The organism is Janthinobacterium lividum (genome assembly GCF_011601275.1).
GTDB classification, from domain to species: Bacteria; Pseudomonadota; Gammaproteobacteria; order Burkholderiales; family Burkholderiaceae_D; genus Janthinobacterium; species Janthinobacterium lividum_E.
The window spans coordinates 216,450-233,456 of the sequence record NZ_JAAOLY010000008.1; the positions used below are offsets into that span (position 1 = coordinate 216,450).

Annotated in this window: 13 protein-coding genes and 1 tRNA gene; 10 read left to right on the plus strand and 4 right to left on the minus strand. The window is 63.4% G+C overall.

The window, feature by feature from the left end; translation table 11 throughout:
• Positions 1–32: 32 nt before the first annotated feature.
• Entirely contained in the window at positions 33–485 is a 453-nt protein-coding gene (locus tag GYK42_RS14570) for a hypothetical protein (RefSeq protein ID WP_051991793.1), read from the plus strand.
• 25 nt (positions 486–510) lie between these two features.
• Here the strand turns inward: GYK42_RS14570 and GYK42_RS14575 are convergent, their stop codons facing one another.
• Positions 511–2,217 (minus strand): methyl-accepting chemotaxis protein, encoded by a 1,707-nt coding sequence (locus GYK42_RS14575; protein ID WP_166448074.1) that lies wholly within the window; start codon positions 2,215–2,217, stop codon positions 511–513.
• Positions 2,218–2,602: 385 nt separating this feature from the next.
• Between GYK42_RS14575 and GYK42_RS14580 the strand changes: the two genes are divergently transcribed.
• The 9 genes from GYK42_RS14580 (at position 2,603) to GYK42_RS14620 (ending at position 15,273) form a co-directional block, all read left to right on the plus strand.
• The gene (locus tag GYK42_RS14580) at positions 2,603–4,753 is read left to right on the plus strand and encodes a TonB-dependent receptor (protein ID WP_166448075.1); all 2,151 of its coding nucleotides are present in this window, start codon (positions 2,603–2,605) and stop codon (positions 4,751–4,753) included.
• Between the two features lie 281 nt (positions 4,754–5,034).
• Positions 5,035–8,106, plus strand: a complete 3,072-nt coding sequence (gene fdnG, locus GYK42_RS14585) for a formate dehydrogenase-N subunit alpha (RefSeq protein ID WP_166448076.1) — start codon at positions 5,035–5,037, stop codon at positions 8,104–8,106.
• Positions 8,107–8,119: 13 nt separating this feature from the next.
• A complete protein-coding gene (fdxH, locus tag GYK42_RS14590) occupies positions 8,120–9,040 on the plus strand; it encodes a formate dehydrogenase subunit beta (protein WP_166448077.1) in 921 nt (306 codons plus the stop codon).
• Entirely contained in the window at positions 9,030–9,701 is a 672-nt protein-coding gene (locus tag GYK42_RS14595) for a formate dehydrogenase subunit gamma (protein WP_166448078.1), read from the plus strand. Before fdxH ends, GYK42_RS14595 begins: the two co-directional genes overlap by 11 nt.
• A 175-nt stretch (positions 9,702–9,876) precedes the next feature.
• Positions 9,877–10,926: a formate dehydrogenase accessory protein FdhE gene (fdhE, locus tag GYK42_RS14600; protein WP_166448079.1), complete on the plus strand. Its 1,050-nt coding sequence runs from the start codon at positions 9,877–9,879 to the stop codon at positions 10,924–10,926.
• Positions 10,923–12,332, plus strand: coding sequence for an L-seryl-tRNA(Sec) selenium transferase (gene selA, locus GYK42_RS14605; protein ID WP_166448080.1), 1,410 nt, complete (start codon positions 10,923–10,925; stop codon positions 12,330–12,332). The genes fdhE and selA overlap by 4 nt, the downstream gene beginning before the upstream one ends.
• Entirely contained in the window at positions 12,329–14,284 is a 1,956-nt protein-coding gene (gene selB / locus GYK42_RS14610) for a selenocysteine-specific translation elongation factor (RefSeq protein ID WP_166448081.1), read from the plus strand. Before selA ends, selB begins: the two co-directional genes overlap by 4 nt.
• Before the next feature lie 20 nt (positions 14,285–14,304).
• Positions 14,305–14,400, plus strand: a tRNA-Sec gene (locus tag GYK42_RS14615).
• A gap of 159 nt (positions 14,401–14,559) precedes the next feature.
• Complete coding sequence (locus GYK42_RS14620) at positions 14,560–15,273, plus strand: substrate-binding periplasmic protein (protein ID WP_240943595.1); 714 nt, start codon at positions 14,560–14,562, stop codon at positions 15,271–15,273.
• A 1-nt stretch (position 15,274) separates the two neighbouring features.
• On the opposite strand, the gene GYK42_RS14625 is transcribed toward GYK42_RS14620, so the two are convergent.
• The 3 genes from GYK42_RS14625 to GYK42_RS14635 are packed head-to-tail and all read right to left on the minus strand — an operon-like array spanning position 15,275 to position 16,997.
• Entirely contained in the window at positions 15,275–16,015 is a 741-nt protein-coding gene (locus tag GYK42_RS14625) for a GGDEF domain-containing protein (protein ID WP_166448082.1), read from the minus strand.
• A 3-nt stretch (positions 16,016–16,018) separates the two neighbouring features.
• Positions 16,019–16,417, minus strand: a complete 399-nt coding sequence (locus tag GYK42_RS14630) for a DUF1987 domain-containing protein (protein WP_070305130.1) — start codon at positions 16,415–16,417, stop codon at positions 16,019–16,021.
• A 22-nt stretch (positions 16,418–16,439) separates the two neighbouring features.
• On the minus strand, positions 16,440–16,997 hold the full coding sequence (locus tag GYK42_RS14635) for a SiaB family protein kinase (RefSeq protein WP_034756676.1): 558 nt from the start codon (positions 16,995–16,997) through the stop codon (positions 16,440–16,442).
• Positions 16,998–17,007: the final 10 nt, after the last annotated feature.

Genomic DNA, 17,007 nt, shown 5'->3' on the forward strand with positions numbered 1-17,007 from the left:
ATATGGGATTGTTGAATGTCTGTGGAGTGTGAATGCTGTCGTACGAACAAGAGCAATTATTGCAGCAAAGCCAGACGGCTTTTGATGCCTACTATGACGCGCTGGGCGCGTCGCTGGTGAACTTTGTCGAGCGCCTGGGCATCCAGCCGGCGCACGAAGTGTTGACGAACGCGGCCGAATACTTGCCGTACATCGATGCGGCCATGCGCACCATCGTCATCCGCGACGAAAGCTGGCAATGGGTGAAAACCATGCTCGGCTACTTTATCGGCGAATACTTCGTGCAGGGTCATGCGGGCTGCTGGTATGTGGAAACGCGGGCGGAATCGCCGCATTTTTGCCGCACCATGGTGGGCGGCTTCGAGCATGGCTTGCCGGCGGACGCCGCCATCGATCCGGAGGCGCTGGCGCTGGAATTTCTGGGGCAATCCGTGCCGCGCGAGCTGGCGGCACTGATCGCCCAAGCGCAAGCCCGCGCGGCTTGATGCCGCAGGGCTTGCTGAAGAAAATTTAAAACTCTTCCCACTCGCCTTCGGCGGGAGCCGTTGCCTTGCTGCTGGTGCGCGTCACCGGCAGGCGCAGGGCAGGGGCCGAGGCCTTGCGGGCTGGTGCGACTGGCGCTGCCGGCACGCTGCGCTGTGCCGCTTTCACGCTGAAACGGTCGGTAGCCGCCGCGTTGGCGTCCAGGCGGAAGACGCTGACTACCTGCGCCAGTTCGCTCGCCTGTTCCTGCATCGCTTCAGCCGCTGCCGACGCTTCTTCCACCAGCGCCGCATTTTGCTGGGTCACCTGGTCCATTTCGGAAATGGCCTGGTTGACTTGCTCGATGCCCGCGCTCTGCTCTTCGCTGGCGTTGCTGATCTCGCTCATGATGGACGTGACGAAGGCTATGCTTTGCACGATTTCTTCCATCGTCTTGCCGGCCTTGTCGACCAGGTCGGTGCCCACGTCGACTTTTTGCACGGAGTCGTCGATCAAGCCCTTGATCTCTTTCGCCGCTGCCGCCGAGCGCTGCGCCAGGTTGCGTACCTCGGTGGCCACGACGGCAAAGCCGCGGCCCTGTTCGCCGGCGCGCGCCGCTTCCACGGCCGCGTTCAGGGCCAGGATGTTGGTCTGGAAGGCGATGCCATCGATGACGGAAATGATGTCGACGATTTTCTTCGACGAGGTATTGATCTCGCTCATGGTGGCGACCACTTCGGCCACCACGGCGCCGCCGCGGCTGGCGATGCCGGCCGCATCGCCGGCCAGTTTATTCGCCTGGCGCGCATTGTCGGCGTTCTGTTTTACTGTCGAGGTCAATTCTTCCATCGACGAGGCCGTTTCTTCCAGCGAACTGGCTTGTTGTTCCGTGCGCGACGACAAGTCCTGGTTGCCGGCGGCGATTTCGGCCGATGCCGTGGCGATGGTGTCGGTGCCGCTGCGCACTTGGCCCACGATGCCGACGAGGCTGTCGTTCATGGTTTTCAGGGCGTGCATCAGCTGGCCCGTTTCATCGCGGCCTTGCGCAATGATGGTGCTGGTCAGATCGCCCGCTGCCACGGTTTCCGCCACTTTCACGGCGGCGCGGATGGGGCCGGTAATCGAGCGCGTTATCCACCACGCGAAGCCGATGCCCATCAGTACGGCCAGCACGCCCATGGTGATCAGGAAAATGCGGGTGCCGCTGTAGGCTTCGATGATGCTGTTGCCGACGCCGTCGGCCGCCTTGATCTGCATGCCGGCAAAGCGCTTGACTTCGGCCAGGTAGGCCACGGTGATCGGTGCGACCTCTTTGTCGAACACGACCTTGGCGCCCGCCATGTCGCCGTCGGCCTTCATCTTGAAGGCGCGTGCGCGCGTCGTCACGTAGTCGGTGCGCACCTTGCGCACGACCTTGAATTGCTCGATCACGGCCGGGTTGAGCAAAGAGGCGACGATGTCGTCCTGCAGCTTGCTGGAACGCTCGGCATCGACCTTCAAGTCTTCCTCGATCTTGGCGCGCACGATGGGGTCGGTGATCTCGAACGAGGCGACGCCGCGCACGCTGTTGAGTTCAATGATTTTCGACCATTCGGCCACCATGCGCTGGTTCTTGATGCTGGTATTGATGAGGCGGTAAGTCAGGTCGCTGGCCGTTTGCATGCGCACGAGGGCGGTGATGGTCAAGGCGGCAAGCAACAGCAATACGACAGCAAAGCCGACGCCAAGGCGGCTGCCGATGTTCAGGTTTTTCATGTAATTCCTAACAGTTTAATAGTCATGATCGCCGCCGCCAGCAGGGGCGGACAGGCGCCGCAAGGCGCAGGGGATCGGGGTCTTCGGGTGCCGCGTGATGGCTGTGCGGCGCGCCGCGCTGAGCGTGGCGTTGGAGGTGAAGCAAGGGGCTCGTCGGTCAGGCTGACCGCTGCCCAGCAAGCCGCAAGTATAGCATTGACGCAGAGAAATAGTTTTTCAAAGCAATTTTAATTATTTTTTGATATTGATTTCCTGTTGTGTTTTTACATCAAGTACCTAGTCCATAAGTACTATCACTTACAGAAGTGCTTACTTTATGCAGGTTTGCCTGATAAAATAATAATAATGATAATCATTCGTATTAAAAAATCGACCAGGGAATTGTATGCAGCAACGTCGCAAGCCAGGATTCAAACCGATCACCATCGCCGTATTGGGCGCCTTGACCTTGGGCGCCACGCCATTGGCGGTCTGGGCGCAGGAAAGCTTGCCCGCCGTTACCGTCACGGCGTCGAAGGACAAGGATGGCTATGTCGCCGCCACCTCGGCCAGCGGCACCAAGACGGAAATGGCCCTGCGCGACGTGCCGCAGACGATCAACGTGGTGCCGGCCGCCGTCATCCGCGACCAGAACGCCATGTCGATCCAGGACATCATGAAGAATATCCCCGGCGTGGGCTTGTCCACGGGCGACGGCCAGCGCGACCAGGTGTTCATCCGCGGCTTCACGGCCATCGGCGACCAGTTCGTCGACGGCTTCCGCGATGACGCGCTGTATTTCCGCGACCTGTCGAACGTGGAGCGCCTGGAAGTGATCAAGGGGCCGGCCGCCGTGCTGTACGGCCGCGGTTCCTCGGGCGGCCTGGTCAACCGCATCACCAAGAAGCCGGGCGTGGACATCACGGACGTGGCCCTGAGCCTGACCAACACAAAAGGACGCCGCGGCGAAGTCGACGCGGGCCGTGTCGGCGAGACGGTGGACTGGCGCTTCACGGGCGCGCGCGAATTGTCGGACAGCTACCGCGACCAGCAATTCATCAACCGTACGGCGCTGTCGCCCTCCGTCGCCATCCGCCTCTCCAGCGCCACCAAATTGCTGCTGCAGGGCGATTACCTGGAAGACCGCCGCCTGACGGACTTCGGCATCCCGTCCTACCAGGGCCGTCCCGTCGCCGTCGATGCGCGCACCTATTTTGGCGCCGCCAACGCCCGCGATGCGGATTTCAGCCAGTCGCGCGTGGTCTCCACGGCCGCCACCCTGACGCACAAGTTCAGCGATAGCTTGTCGCTGCGCAATGCCTTCCGCTACTACGATTACCACCTGGACCGCAACAACACGAATATTTCCGGCAACGTCAACGAAGTCAAGGGCACGATGAGCCTGGGCCACGCCAAGCTGAACCGCGACGAAAGCGGCTGGTTCAACCAGACGGAGCTCACGCAAAAGCTGGTCACGGGCAGCCTGCGCCACGAAGTGCTGTACGGCGCCGAGTTCGGCAAGCAAAACAAGGATGCGTCGAGCTGGGCCTCGACCGTGGTGGCGACGAATGTGTCGATCTTCAATCCCGTTTTGCCGCAAGTCAACCGCAGCAAGCTGGGCGCGCGCGGCGATACTTTCGGCACCTACGACACGGCGGCCGCGTACGTGCAGGACGCCTTGAGCATCAGCGACGAGTGGAAGGCGCTGGCCGGCCTGCGCTATGACCGCTACAAGCAGCAGTCGCGCCTGGCCAATGCGCTTGGCGTGACGACGGCTGACCTGTCGCGCACGGATTCGGCCTACAGCCCCCGCGCCGGCCTCGTCTGGCAACCGAGCGCCGTGCAATCGTACTACGCGTCGTGGAGCCGCTCGTTCCAGCCGAGCGGGGAAAACTTCGCCCTGGCCGCCAACAATGCCGACCTGTCGCCGGAAACCACGCGCAACACGGAAGTGGGCGCCAAATATGACTTGTGGGGCGGCCGCGCCAACGCCACCGTGTCGCTGTTCCGTCTGGAGCGCGACAATATCAAGACCAGCGACCCGATCACGAACCGCATCGTGCCCGTCGGCACGCAGCGCACGGATGGCCTGGAACTGACCTTCAACGCGGACTTGCACGATGGCTGGAAAATGATGGCCGGCTACGCTTACCTGGACGCCACCATCACCGACTCCATCGCCGTCGACCGCAGCGTGAATGTTCCCGGCACGACGACGGCCAGCGCCGTCGCCATCAAGGGCAAGCGCGCCACCCTGACGGCGCGCAACATGGCCAATCTGTGGCTGACGAAAGACCTGGGTCACGGCTTCACGGTGGGCGGCGGCGCGAATGCCGTCGGCAGCCGCTTTGCCAATCCAGGCAACACCGTCGTGCTGCCAGGCTACGTGACGGCCGACGTCATGGCTGCGTACCGCACGGGCCGCTATGAAGTGCAGCTGAACGTCAACAACATCGGCGACACGCGCTACATCGTGTCGGGCCACGGTTCCAGCCCGAACCTGAGCTTGCCGGGCGCGCCGCGCAACGTGGCGCTGACCTTGCGCTACAGCCTGTAACTTTTTGCTGTCTCCGAAAAACCCGCTTGCGAGCGGGTTTTTTTCATGGGTGGGTAGCGAAATGCAAGTGTACCGGGCAGGCTGGCATGGTTTAGAGGAAATGTTCGGTACAGTCAAATTAATGTTGACTAAAGGAAACGTTCTCCTGCGGACTGAGCCTTGATCGGGATTGGGGGGTAAAATGCTGTCATACGGCACAGGCATGGTGCTTATATCTTGATGATATGACACGACCACGACGCCGTATGACTTTTATTTACTCACATCATAGAGGCCTGAATATGGTTCAGATGTCCAGGCGCCAGTTCCTTCGGGTAACTGGCGCGACCATTGCTGGTTCCAGCCTCGCCCTGCTCGGTTTCGCACCGGGCCAGGCGATGGCGGAAGTGCGGCAATACAAGCTGTCTCGCACGACCGAGACACGCAATACCTGTCCCTACTGTTCGGTAGGATGCGGCGTCCTGCTGTATGGGCTGGGCGACGGCGCGAAAAATGCCGTCTCCAGCATCATCCACGTGGAAGGCGATGCCGATCACCCGGTGAACCGCGGCACCCTGTGTCCGAAAGGCGCCAGCCTGGTCGATTTCATCCACAGCCCGAACCGCCTGAAAGTGCCCGAGTACCGCGCACCGGGCGGCACGGAATGGCAACCGATCTCCTGGGATGTGGCGCTCGACAAGATCGCGCGCTTGATGAAGGATGACCGCGATGCCAACCTGATCGAAAAGAATGCCGACGGCAAGACCGTCAACCGCTGGCTCTCCACCGGCATGCTGGCCGCGTCCGCCGGCAGCAACGAGGTCGGGTATCTGACCCACAAGACAGTGCGCAGCATGGGGATGCTGACCTTTGATAATCAGGCGCGTGTATGACACGGACCGACGGTGGCAGGTCTTGCCCCGACGTTTGGCCGTGGCGCGATGACGAATCATTGGGTCGATATCAAGAATGCCGACGTGATCCTGGTCATGGGCGGCAATGCAGCAGAAGCACATCCTTGCGGATTCAAATGGGTAACGGAAGCGAAGGCGCATAACAAGGCCAAGCTGATCGTTGTCGATCCGCGTTTTACCCGTACCGCATCCGTGGCAGATTACTACTGCGCCACGCGTACCGGCACGGACATCGTCTTCCTCGGCGCGATCATCAATTATCTGCTGACGAACGACAAGATCCAGCATGAGTACGTGCGCAACTACACGGACATGCCATTCATCGTGCGCGAAGACTATGCGTTCGAGGACGGCCTGTTCTCGGGTTTCGACAAGGAAAAAGGCAAGTACACCGACAAGGCCACCTGGGATTACGAGATCGGCGACGATGGCTATGCCAAGGTCGACCCGACCCTGGAACACCCGCGCTGCGTCTACCAGATGATGAAGAAGCATTACTCGCGCTACACGACCGAGATGGTCGAACGTACGTGCGGCGTCTCGGCCGACAAGTTCCACAAGGTGGCGGAAGCATTGGCTTCGACCGCCGTGCCGGGACGCGCCGGTACCATCCTGTACGCGCTGGGCTGGACGCACCACTCGACGGGTGCGCAAACCATCCGCACGGGCGCCATGGTGCAGCTGTTGCTGGGCAATATGGGCATCGCCGGCGGCGGCATGAACGCCTTGCGCGGCCACTCGAACATCCAGGGCTTGACCGATCTGGGCCTGATGTCGAACTTGTTGCCGGGCTATATGACCCTGCCGAACGAGGGCGAGCAGGACTTCGACGGCTATATCGCCGCGCGCGCCACCAAGCCGCTGCGGCCGAACCAGCTCAGCTACTGGAGCAATTACCGCAAGTTCCACGTCAGCTTCATGAAGACGTGGTGGGGCGACTTTGCCACGGCGGAGAACAACTACGCCTTCGACTACCTGCCGAAACTCGACAAGCCGTATGACTTGATGCAAGCCATCGAGAACATGCACCAAGGCAAGATGACGGGCTATATCTGCCAGGGCTTCAATGTGCTGGCGTCCGCGCCGAACAAGCAGAAGGTCACGGAAGCGTTGTCGAAGCTGAAGTTCCTCGTCATCATGGATCCGCTGGCCGTGGAAACGGGCGAATTCTGGAAGGCGCACGGGCAGTACCACGAAGTCGATCCCACCAAGATCATGACGGAAGTGTTCCGCCTGCCGACCAGCTGTTTCGCCGAAGAACGCGGTTCGCTGGTCAGCTCCTCGCGCGTCTTGCAGTGGCACTGGCAGGCGGCCGAACCGCCAGGCCAGGCGCGCAGCGACCTGGAAATCATGTCGGGTCTGTTCCTGCGCATGCGTGCCATGTACCAGAAAGAGGGCGGCAAGTTCCCCGATCCGATTCTAAACCTGACGTGGAATTATGCGCAGCCGCATAACCCGCAGCCGGAAGAAATCGCCCGCGAATTCAACGGCCGTGCGCTGGCCGACTTGTACGATCCGAAGGATCCGACCAAGCTGCTGGTCAAAAAGGGCGAGCAGCTGGCCTCGTTTGCGCAATTGCGCGACGATGGCACGACCACCAGCGGTTGCTGGATTTTCGCCGGCAGCTGGACGCAGGCGGGCAACCAGATGGGACGGCGCGACAATAGCGACCCTACCGGCATCGGCCAGACCCTGGGCTGGGCCTGGGCGTGGCCGGCGAACCGCCGCGTGCTGTACAACCGCGCTTCGTGCGACTTGAAGGGCAAGCCTTTCGACCCGACCCGTAAACTCATCGAATGGAATGGCACGAACTGGAGCGGGGCCGATATTCCCGACTTCAAGGTCGATGAACCGCCGGAAAACGGCATGGGTCCGTTCATCATGCTGGGCGAGGGCGTGGCGCGCTTCTTTGCGCGCGGCGCCATGGCCGAAGGACCGTTCCCCGAGCATTACGAGCCGTTCGAAAATCCGCTGGGCTACAACCCCATGCATCCGAAAAACCCGCAAGCAACCAGCAATCCGGCTGCGCGCGTGTTTGCCGATGACCGGAAAATGTTCGGCACGCATGAGGAATATCCGCATGTGGCGACCAGCTACCGCCTGACCGAGCATTTCCATTACTGGACCAAGCATGCGCGCCTGAATGCCATCATCCAGCCGCAGCAATTCGTTGAAATCGGCGAAGAGCTGGCCAAGAGCATCGGCGTCGTTGCCGGTGGCGAGGTGCGCGTCAGTTCCAAGCGGGGCCACATCATCGCCAAGGCCGTCGTCACCAAGCGCATCAAGGCCTTGATGATCGAGGGCAAGCCGGTGCATACCGTGGGCCTGCCGCTGCACTGGGGCTTCACGGGCGTGGCCAAGCCGGGGTATCTGATCAATACCCTGACACCGGGCGTGGGGGATGCGAATTCGCAAACGCCGGAATTCAAGTCCTTCCTCGTGAAGGTGGAAAAAGCATGATGGGAGCTCAATAATGGCACTGCAATCCTTAGATATCCGGCGCCTGTCGGCTACCACGGTGACCCCGCCGCAAGCACGCAGCCCGGTGACGGGCACCGTGGCCAAGCTGATCGATGTGTCGAAATGCATCGGCTGCAAGGCTTGCCAGACGGCGTGCATGGAATGGAACGACTTGCGTGACGAAGTCGGCGAAAACCATGGCACCTATGACAATCCGACGGACCTGACGCCGCAATCGTGGACGGTGATGCGTTTTGCCGAACACGAAAACAACGACGGCAACCTTGAGTGGCTGATCCGCAAGGATGGCTGCATGCACTGCGAGGACCCGGGCTGTCTGAAAGCCTGTCCGGCGCCGGGCGCCATCGTGCAGTACACGAACGGCATCGTGGACTTCCACCAGGAAAACTGCATCGGCTGCGGTTACTGCGTGGCCGGCTGTCCTTTCGACGTGCCCCGCATTTCGAAAAAGGACGACCGCGCTTACAAGTGCACCTTGTGCTCGGACCGCGTGGCCGTGGGCCAGGAACCTGCCTGCGTGAAAACCTGCCCGACGGGCGCCATCGTGTTCGGCACCAAGGAGGACATGAAGGTCCATGCGGAAGAGCGCATTGTCGACCTGAAGTCGCGCGGTTTCGAGAACGCGGGCCTGTACGATCCGCTGGGCGTGGGCGGTACGCACGTGATGTACGTGCTGCACCATGCCGACAAGCCGAAGCTGTATTCGAACTTGCCGGAACGCCCGCGCATCAGCCCGATGGTGGGCTTCTGGAAGGGCTGGTCCAAGCCGCTGGCGGTGGCCGGCATGGCCGCCACGGCCCTGGCTGGCTTCTTCCATTACACGCGTGTCGGTCCGAACGAAGTGAGCAAGGAAGAGGAGCACGAAGCGCTGGAAGAGGCCAAGCGCATCAAGGAGGAACAGCATGAATCCTAGTGAACATCACGATGGCAAGTTGCGCGACAAGGATGGCAACCCCTTGATCGAACGCTACAACCCGAACGAGCGCACGAATCACTGGGTCACGGCCATCACCTTCGTCATGCTGGCGCTGTCCGGCCTGGCCATGTTCCATCCGTCGATGGCGTGGCTGGCGAACCTGTTCGGCGGCGGGCAATGGACGCGCATTTTGCATCCGTTTGCCGGCCTGGTGATGTTCGTCTCGTTCGCAATTTTAGTGGTGCGCTTCTGGCACCACAACAAGTTCGAGGACGGCGACAAGCAGTGGCTGAAACAGATGGACGACGTGCTCAACAACCGCGAAGAAAAGCTTCCGAAGATCGGCAAATACAATGCCGGCCAGAAGATCCTGTTCTTCGTGCTGCTCGCTTGCATGGTGGGCTTGCTGCTGTCGGGCATCGTGATCTGGCGCGCCTATTTCGCGTTCTATTTCCCGATCCCCGTCATCCGCGCTGCCGCCTTGCTGCATGCCGTGTGCGCGTTCGGCATCATCTGCTCCATCATCGTGCACATCTATGCGGCCCTGTGGGTCAAGGGCTCGATCGGCGCCATGGTGCGCGGCACCGTCACCTATGGCTGGGCGCGCAAGCACCATCCGAAGTGGTTTGAATCGGTGGTGCGTAATACGAGAAAGTAGGCAGTAGGGTAGGTCGGCTTAGCTTCGCGTAAGCCGACATGCTCCGCCGCCGGCGTTTTCGTATGCCAGGGCCAGTCCCCCAAGACTGGCCCCTTTCTTTTTATCGATTAAAATACTTTTACAGCACAGCCAAATCCGCTGGCTCTGCCTTGCCTTTTTTGATGGGAAAACTCCATTGGTACAACGCATACTCCAGCCAGGCGAAATCGAAGGCCTGGACCACAACGCGATTCCGCGCCTGCTGCTGCCGCAGCCTGACAGTCTGTTCAAGGCGCGCGCCTTGCGCTTGCGCGAACTGGCGCAAGGTAACATCAAGGGCATCCCCGTCGACGCGGGCATGCAGGGCTACCTGGTGCTGATGGCCGCGCTGGCCGATGCGCAAGCGGCCGTGGTGGGAAAACTGGCGCCCGGCGCCGTGCCTGCCGCCGACCCGGACGCGCTGCGCCGCGCCATCCAGCACCGCATGCCGGTGCTGCCCGTCAGCGGCGCCCGTCCGCCCGTCTGGCGCGACATTTTCGCCAGCCTGCTCGATGAACTGGCCGCCACGGCTGCAAGCCAGCCGGCACTGTCCGGCGGCCTGACCCAGGTGCTGGCCCAGCTGCGCGGACTCGATGCGCCAGCGCTGGACGCCTGCGCCGATGCCGTGCTCGATGAAAACGGCGACAACCTCAATCCCATGCATGCGCCGTTCGTCGCGGCCGCGTTGCAAATTTTATGGTCGGTGTCGGCCAGCGAATTGCGCGCCGCGCGCGTGCCGGACCTGGAAACGGGCACCTTGTGTCCTGTCTGCGGTTCGCACCCCGTCGCCAGCGTGATCCGCATCGGCGGCCAGTCCCAAGGTTACCGCTACCTGCATTGCGGCATTTGCGAAAGCGAATGGCATATGGTGCGCGTCAAGTGCTCGACGTGCGAACAGAATGGCAAGATCGCCTACCAGGGCCTGGACGCGGCCGATGCCAAACCGTTCGACCCCGTGACGGCGAAGGACGACAAATTGCCGAACAAGGCGAACGATCCGAAGAAGGTGGCGCGCGCGGAAACCTGCGACGACTGCCATACGTATCGCAAAGTCTTCAACCAGGAACACGATTACAACGTCGAACCGCTGGCCGACGACCTGGCCAGCCTGATGCTTGACCTGCTGGTGGGCGAAGCGGGCTACCAGCGCGCCAGCGGCAATCCGCTGCTGTGGCTGGGCAAAAGCAGCGAAGGCCAGCCGTCATGACGACGGGGCAAACCGTGCGCCTGCCGTCGGTCGACCGCATCCTGGGCGACGCGGCTTGCCTGGACCTGATTGCGCATTACGGCCGCGCGCAGGCCCTGGCCTGCGCGCGCGCCATGCTGGCCGAACTGCGCACCGCCATGCTGGCCGGCGCAGTGTGCGAGGAGGGCGCGTCGATCGCCGCCATCGTCGCGCAAATGGACGAACGGCTGCAAGCGCAAGCGCGCCCGCAGCTGCGCGCCGTCTTCAACCTGACGGGCACCGTGCTGCACACGAATTTGGGCCGCGCGCTGCTGCCCGATACGGCCGTGCAAGCCGTGGTGGAAGCGCTGCAGTGGCCGATGAACCTGGAATTCGATCTTGAAACGGGCAAGCGGGGCGACCGCGACGACCTGGTCGAGGAACTGCTGCGCGAATTGACTGGGGCCGAAGCGGCCACCATCGTCAACAACAATGCGGCCGCCGTGCTGCTGATGCTGAACACCTTGGCGCAGAACAAGGAGGTCGTCGTCTCGCGCGGCGAACTGGTGGAAATCGGCGGCGCCTTCCGCATCCCCGACGTCATGACGCGCGCGGGCGCCGTGCTGCGTGAAGTGGGCAGCACGAATCGCACGCACCTGGCCGACTACGCGAATGGCGTGAACGAGAACACTGCCTTGCTGATGAAGGTCCATTGCAGCAATTACGCGATCACCGGTTTCACGAAAAGCGTGGAGCTCGACGAACTGGTGCCGCTGGCCGTAAAACACGGCGTGCCGACGGCCGTGGATCTGGGCAGCGGCACCCTGGTCGACCTGGCGCAATATGGTCTGCCGCATGAAACGACGGTGCGCGAAACGATAGCGGCGGGCGCCGACCTGGTAACCTTCAGCGGCGACAAATTGCTGGGCGGCCCGCAATGCGGCGTCATCGTCGGGCGGGCAGACCTGATCGCGAAGATCAAGCGCAACCCATTGAAACGGGCACTGCGGGTTGGCAAGCTGACCCTGGCCGCCTTGGCCCCCGTGCTGCAGCTGTACCGCGCGCCGGACTTGCTGGCCGAACGGCTGACCACCTTGCGTCTGTTGACGCGTCCCGCCGCCGCCATGCGCGCGCAGGCGGAAACCCTGCTGCCGCTGCTGCAAGGCGCGCTGGGTTTGCAGTACGTGGTGACGGCGGAAGCCATGAAAAGCCAGATCGGCAGCGGCGCCTTGCCCGTCGACCAGCTGCCCAGCTTTGGCCTGGCCATTCGCAGCGCGCCCGGTTCGCGCCTGAGCAATCCGCTGGGCGTGCTGGAACAGCGTTTGCGCACATTGCCGTGCCCCGTGATCGGGCGTATCGGTCAGGACACCTTGTGGCTCGATTTGCGCTGCCTGGAAGCGGCGCACCAAACGGCCTTCATCACGCAGCTCGCCGAGTTGTCCGCATGATCATCGGCACCGCAGGCCATATCGACCATGGCAAGACGACCTTGACGCGCGCGCTGACGGGCGTGCACACGGACCGTCTGAAGGAAGAGCAGGCGCGCGGCATTTCGATTGAACTCGGCTACGCCTATCTGCCGCTGGCGGATGGCACGGTGCTGGGCGTGATCGACGTGCCGGGCCACGAAAAATTCATCCGCGCCATGGCTTCCGGCGTGACGGGCATCGACTTCGCCTTGCTCGTGGTGGCGGCCGACGACGGCATCATGCCGCAGACGCACGAACACCTGGCCATCTTGCAACTGCTGGGCGTGACGCGGGGCGCCGTGGCGCTGACCAAGATCGACCGCGCCGACAGCGCCCGCGTGGCGCAGGTGGAGGCGGACATCGAAGCGCTGCTGGCCGGCACGCCGCTGGCGGGCAGCCCGATTTTCCCCACGGCCGCCAATCTTGACAACGATGCCGGCGTGGCCGCCTTGCTGGCGCACCTGACGCAAGTGGCGCGCAGCCTGCCGCAGCGCGACGAGCGGCGTTTGTTCCGCCTGGGCGTGGACCGCGTGTTCACCTTGTCGGGGCAGGGCACCATCGTTACGGGCACGGCGCTGGCGGGCCGCGCGCAGGTGGACGACATGCTGCAACTGGCGCCCGGCGGCGCGCAGGCGCGCGTGCGCAGCATCCATGCGCAGAACCGGGCGGCCGAAACGGGCATGGCGGGCCAGAGATTGGCGCTGAACCTGGCCGGCATCGACCGCGAGCGCATCGAGCGGGGCAACTGGATCGTCGCGCCCGAGCTGGCGCAGTGTTCCGAGCGCCTCGACGTGGAACTGACGCTCTTGCCCGACGCGGGCGTGCAGCTGAAAGCCTGGTCGCCGCTGCACGTGCACCTGGGCGCGGCGCACCAGCTGGCGCGCGCCGTCATGCTCGATGGCGAGACCCTGTCGCCGGGGCAGACGGGAAGAGTACAGCTGGTGTTCGACGCCCCCATGCACGGCGTGCCGGGCGACCGCTTCGTCGTGCGCAACGCGCAAGCGACGCAGACCGTGGGCGGCGGCATGGTGCTCGATCCCTTCGGCCCGGCGCGCAAGCGGCGCAGCCCGGCCAGGCTGGCCTGGCTCGATGCGCTGGCCGCGTTCATCGCGCACGGCGACTATGCGGCCCTGCTGGCGCAAAGCCCGCTGGGGCTGCGCGAGTCGCTGCTGGTGCGCCTGTCCTTGCTGCCGGCGGACGCCCTGGCGCTGCCGCCCGAGACGCGGCGCATCGCCCTGCGCGGTGGCGACGCCCTGCTGGTGGCGCCGCCAGCGTTGCTGGCGCTGCAAGAGCGGGTGCTGGCCGCACTGGAAAACTTCCACGCGCGCGCCCCCGACGAGGCGGGGCCGGAACTGTGGCGCCTGAAACGCATCGTCGACGCGGAGATGGAAGACGCCTTGTGGAGCCACCTGGTCGAAGGCTTGCTGGCGCGCGGCGAGATACTGGCGCGCGGCGCCAGTCTGCACTTGCCGACGCACAGCGTGGAATTGACGCCGCAGGAGCAGGCGGTGGCCGAACCCTTGCTGGCCGCGCTGGAGCAGGGGCGAGCCGATCCGCCGTGGACGCGCGACCTGGCGCGGGGCTTCGGTCTGGCCGAGGACGAGACGCGCAGGCTGTTGCGCAAACTTGCCAAGGCAGGCCAGATCAGCCAGGTGGTGCACGACCTGTTCTATCACCAGGCGGCGCTGGCCGAGCTGGCGCAACTGGTGCGCACCCTGACCGAAAAAGCGGAACTGGACGAGAGCCTGGCGCCCGGTTCCGGCGCCGTGGGCGCGGCCACCTTCCGCGACGCCAGCGGCCTGGGCCGCAAGCGGGCGATCCAGGTCTTGGAATTCTTCGACCGCGTCGGTTATACTCGTCGTGTTGGCAATGGGCATCTATTGCGCCCGCAGGCGCTGTGGTCCTATACGGCAGCCTTGCCCAACAGCTAAGTACTTAGCTCAGGCACCGCGGAAAGCACACTCATCCGGTGATGTGGCCGGGCTTCAAACCCGGTGGAGGGCGTCAGACGTTCTCCCGTAGGTTCGACTCCTACTGTTTTCCGCCAGTTACTTTTCATCTCATCCCCTCGCGCATGACGTTCTGCTGGCGTTGGCTTGTTGCCACGCTGCCGAAAATAGTTGATTGAACTGGCAATATGCGGCGATGCCGTAGGGGAGGCGATGGTAACATCGGCTTGAATCCCCTGTAGCAGATGAAAGCAAGCATGAAACAAGGAAGCATGGCACGGCTGCTGGCAGTGGCGCTGCTGATGCCGGCGCTGGCCGCGGCGGCCGGCCTGCGCATCGTCGGCGAGCATTTGCCGCCATCGAGCATGATGGAAGGCAATGTCGTCGTGGGACGTGAAACGCTCAAGGTGCGCGACATCATGGCGCGCGCCGGAATTGCCTACAGTATCGAACTGCTGCCATGGAAGCGCGCGTACGCGCAGGCGCTGCGCGAAGCCGACACCTGTATCTTTTCCACCAGCCGCACGCAGGAGCGCGAAGCGCAATTTCGCTGGATCGGCCCCCTCAACGAAGCGGAATGGATACTCTATGGCCTGGCCGAGCGGCACCTGGCGCTGCGCACGCTCGACGATGCGCGCGGCCTGGTGATCGGTACGGTGCTCGGCGACGCGCGCGACGACTACCTGCGCCAGCGCGGCATGAACGTGGCGCCCGTGACGCAGGAGTGGCTCAATCCGCAAAAACTGCTGCTGGGGCGCATCGACCTGTGGGCCGTGGGCATGGCCGTGGGCAGCAAGCCCTTTGTGGGCAAGGAATGGGCGGGCAAGGTGGTGCCGCTGCTGACTTTTAATCGCGTGCAGACTTACCTGGCCTGCAACAAGCAACTGCCCGAGGCGCAGGTGGCGGCCATGCAGCGGGCGGCGGCCGCCATGCGCCGCGACGGCGGCATGGCGCGCGAGCAGGTACGCTGATTCAGCTTTCCAGCCACTGGCGCACACAGTTGCGTCCTTCGCGCTTGGCCTGGTACAGGGCCTGGTCCGCATGGCTGTAGGCCGTTTCGAACGGCGTGCCGGCGCGGTTCCAGCTCAGGCCCACGCTGACGGTGATGGCGCGCGTGATGGGCGCCGCATGGCGCTGGCGGCCGACCGCCTCGCAGATGCGCTGCGCCACTTGCGCCGCGTCGTCGCGCGAAGAGGTGGGCCAGACGACGGAAAATTCTTCGCCGCCGACCCGGCCGATGGCCGTCTCCTGTCCCAGCAATCCTTTCAGGCAGTCGACCACGGCCTGGATCACGCCGTCGCCGGCGGGGTGGCCGAAGTCGTCGTTGACTTGCTTGAATAAATCGATATCGAGCACGATCAGCGCCATGTCGCCCTGCGCCAGGCAGCGCGACGCGTGGTCGATCACGGCGCCGCGGTTCAGGGCGCCCGTCAGCGGGTCGTGCGTGGCGCGGTATTCGAGCTGGCCGGCCAGGGTTTGCAATTGGCGGTTCAGCAGATGCATGTCGCGCTCGGCGCGGTCGCTGCGGCCGATCAGGCGCCGCGTCTCGCGCATCAGCCGCTCGTAGTGGATGATCAGTTCACCGAGCACGCGCCGCTGTTCCGCGCCCGAGGCGTTGGCGTCGGCGTGCATGCGGCGCGCGGCGGCCAGCGCCGCCGCTTCCACGGTGAACAGGTCGGGCTCCAGGCCGGACTCGGAGAGGGCGGCGTGCATGCCCTAGCTGCCTTGCACGGGATGGTCGTGGAAATCGAGCGCCGTGAAGTCCTGCTGCAGCTCCTCGCCGAATTCCAGGATGGTGTCGTCGTCTTCGTCGTGGTACCAGTTCAGGCGCACCTGGTTGCCGTCCACGGCAGCCTGGTTCAGGGTGTCGAACAGGGTAAACAGCATCTTCGTGCTCGAGCTGTTGAAGTAGGCCAGCGAGACGTTGACGGTGATGGCCGCTTCGCGGCAGCCTTCCAGGTAGGCGCGCACGGCGGCGATCAGCGGGCCATAGAAGGCGGCTGCGTTTTCCGGATACGATTCGCCCTTGATCGACAGGGTGTGCTGCTCGAAACGGAAGTCGATTTCGGGCGAACTCGGGGTCGCGGCGATGAACAGTGGTGACGGTAATTGCATATACTTTCCTGAGTCGGCTCTTTCAAATGATGGCTTTGATGCAGAAGATGGTGTGGCCCGGTTCCTGGGGATCCTGGACGAACTCGAATTCCAGCGGCTCGCTGGCGTCGCGCGCCATGGTGAGAAAACCCAGGCCCGCGCCCTTGCTGTCGGCCGGCGCTTCCTCGCGCAGCGCCTTTTTATACGCGAGGCGGATTTCTTCCATCGTCATCGTGTGCAGCGGTTCCAGGCGGGCGCGGATCTGCGCCACGTTGTCCGTCGAGACGGGGTTGGCGCACAGCAGGAAAAAGCTGTCGCCGCGCGTGCCGATGCAAAACGAGCCGCGCCGCATCTGCTGGTCCAGCTGCGCATCGGGCGTCAGGCTGTCGGCGGAATAGTGCATGATGTTTTGCGACATCTCGATGAACGAGGAAAAGATGCGCCGCCGCGTGGGCCCGGCCGCGCCGGCCGTATCGAGGCGCGCCTTGATGGTTTCGGAAATGGCGTTCACCACGTGCTGCGAGAAATAGCCCACGTAAAAAAAGATGATGTTGCGCTTGCGCGCCACATCCCAAAACTCGTTGAATTCTTCGTACAGCACGTCCGTGCTC

What these genes read in the sequence shown, in the direction of transcription:
- GYK42_RS14620 (WP_240943595.1), top strand. Translation starts at nt 14,560, where the DNA reads ATGAAACAAGGAAGCATGGCACGGCTGCTGGCAGTGGCGCTGCTGATG.
- GYK42_RS14625 (WP_166448082.1), bottom strand. Translation starts at nt 16,015, where the DNA reads ATGCACGCCGCCCTCTCCGAGTCCGGCCTGGAGCCCGACCTGTTCACC.
- selB (WP_166448081.1), top strand. Translation starts at nt 12,329, where the DNA reads ATGATCATCGGCACCGCAGGCCATATCGACCATGGCAAGACGACCTTG.
- GYK42_RS14580 (WP_166448075.1), top strand. Translation starts at nt 2,603, where the DNA reads ATGCAGCAACGTCGCAAGCCAGGATTCAAACCGATCACCATCGCCGTA.
- fdxH (WP_166448077.1), top strand. Translation starts at nt 8,120, where the DNA reads ATGGCACTGCAATCCTTAGATATCCGGCGCCTGTCGGCTACCACGGTG.
- selA (WP_166448080.1), top strand. Translation starts at nt 10,923, where the DNA reads ATGACGACGGGGCAAACCGTGCGCCTGCCGTCGGTCGACCGCATCCTG.
- GYK42_RS14630 (WP_070305130.1), bottom strand. Translation starts at nt 16,417, where the DNA reads ATGCAATTACCGTCACCACTGTTCATCGCCGCGACCCCGAGTTCGCCC.
- GYK42_RS14595 (WP_166448078.1), top strand. Translation starts at nt 9,030, where the DNA reads ATGAATCCTAGTGAACATCACGATGGCAAGTTGCGCGACAAGGATGGC.
- GYK42_RS14570 (WP_051991793.1), top strand. Translation starts at nt 33, where the DNA reads ATGCTGTCGTACGAACAAGAGCAATTATTGCAGCAAAGCCAGACGGCT.
- GYK42_RS14575 (WP_166448074.1), bottom strand. Translation starts at nt 2,217, where the DNA reads ATGAAAAACCTGAACATCGGCAGCCGCCTTGGCGTCGGCTTTGCTGTC.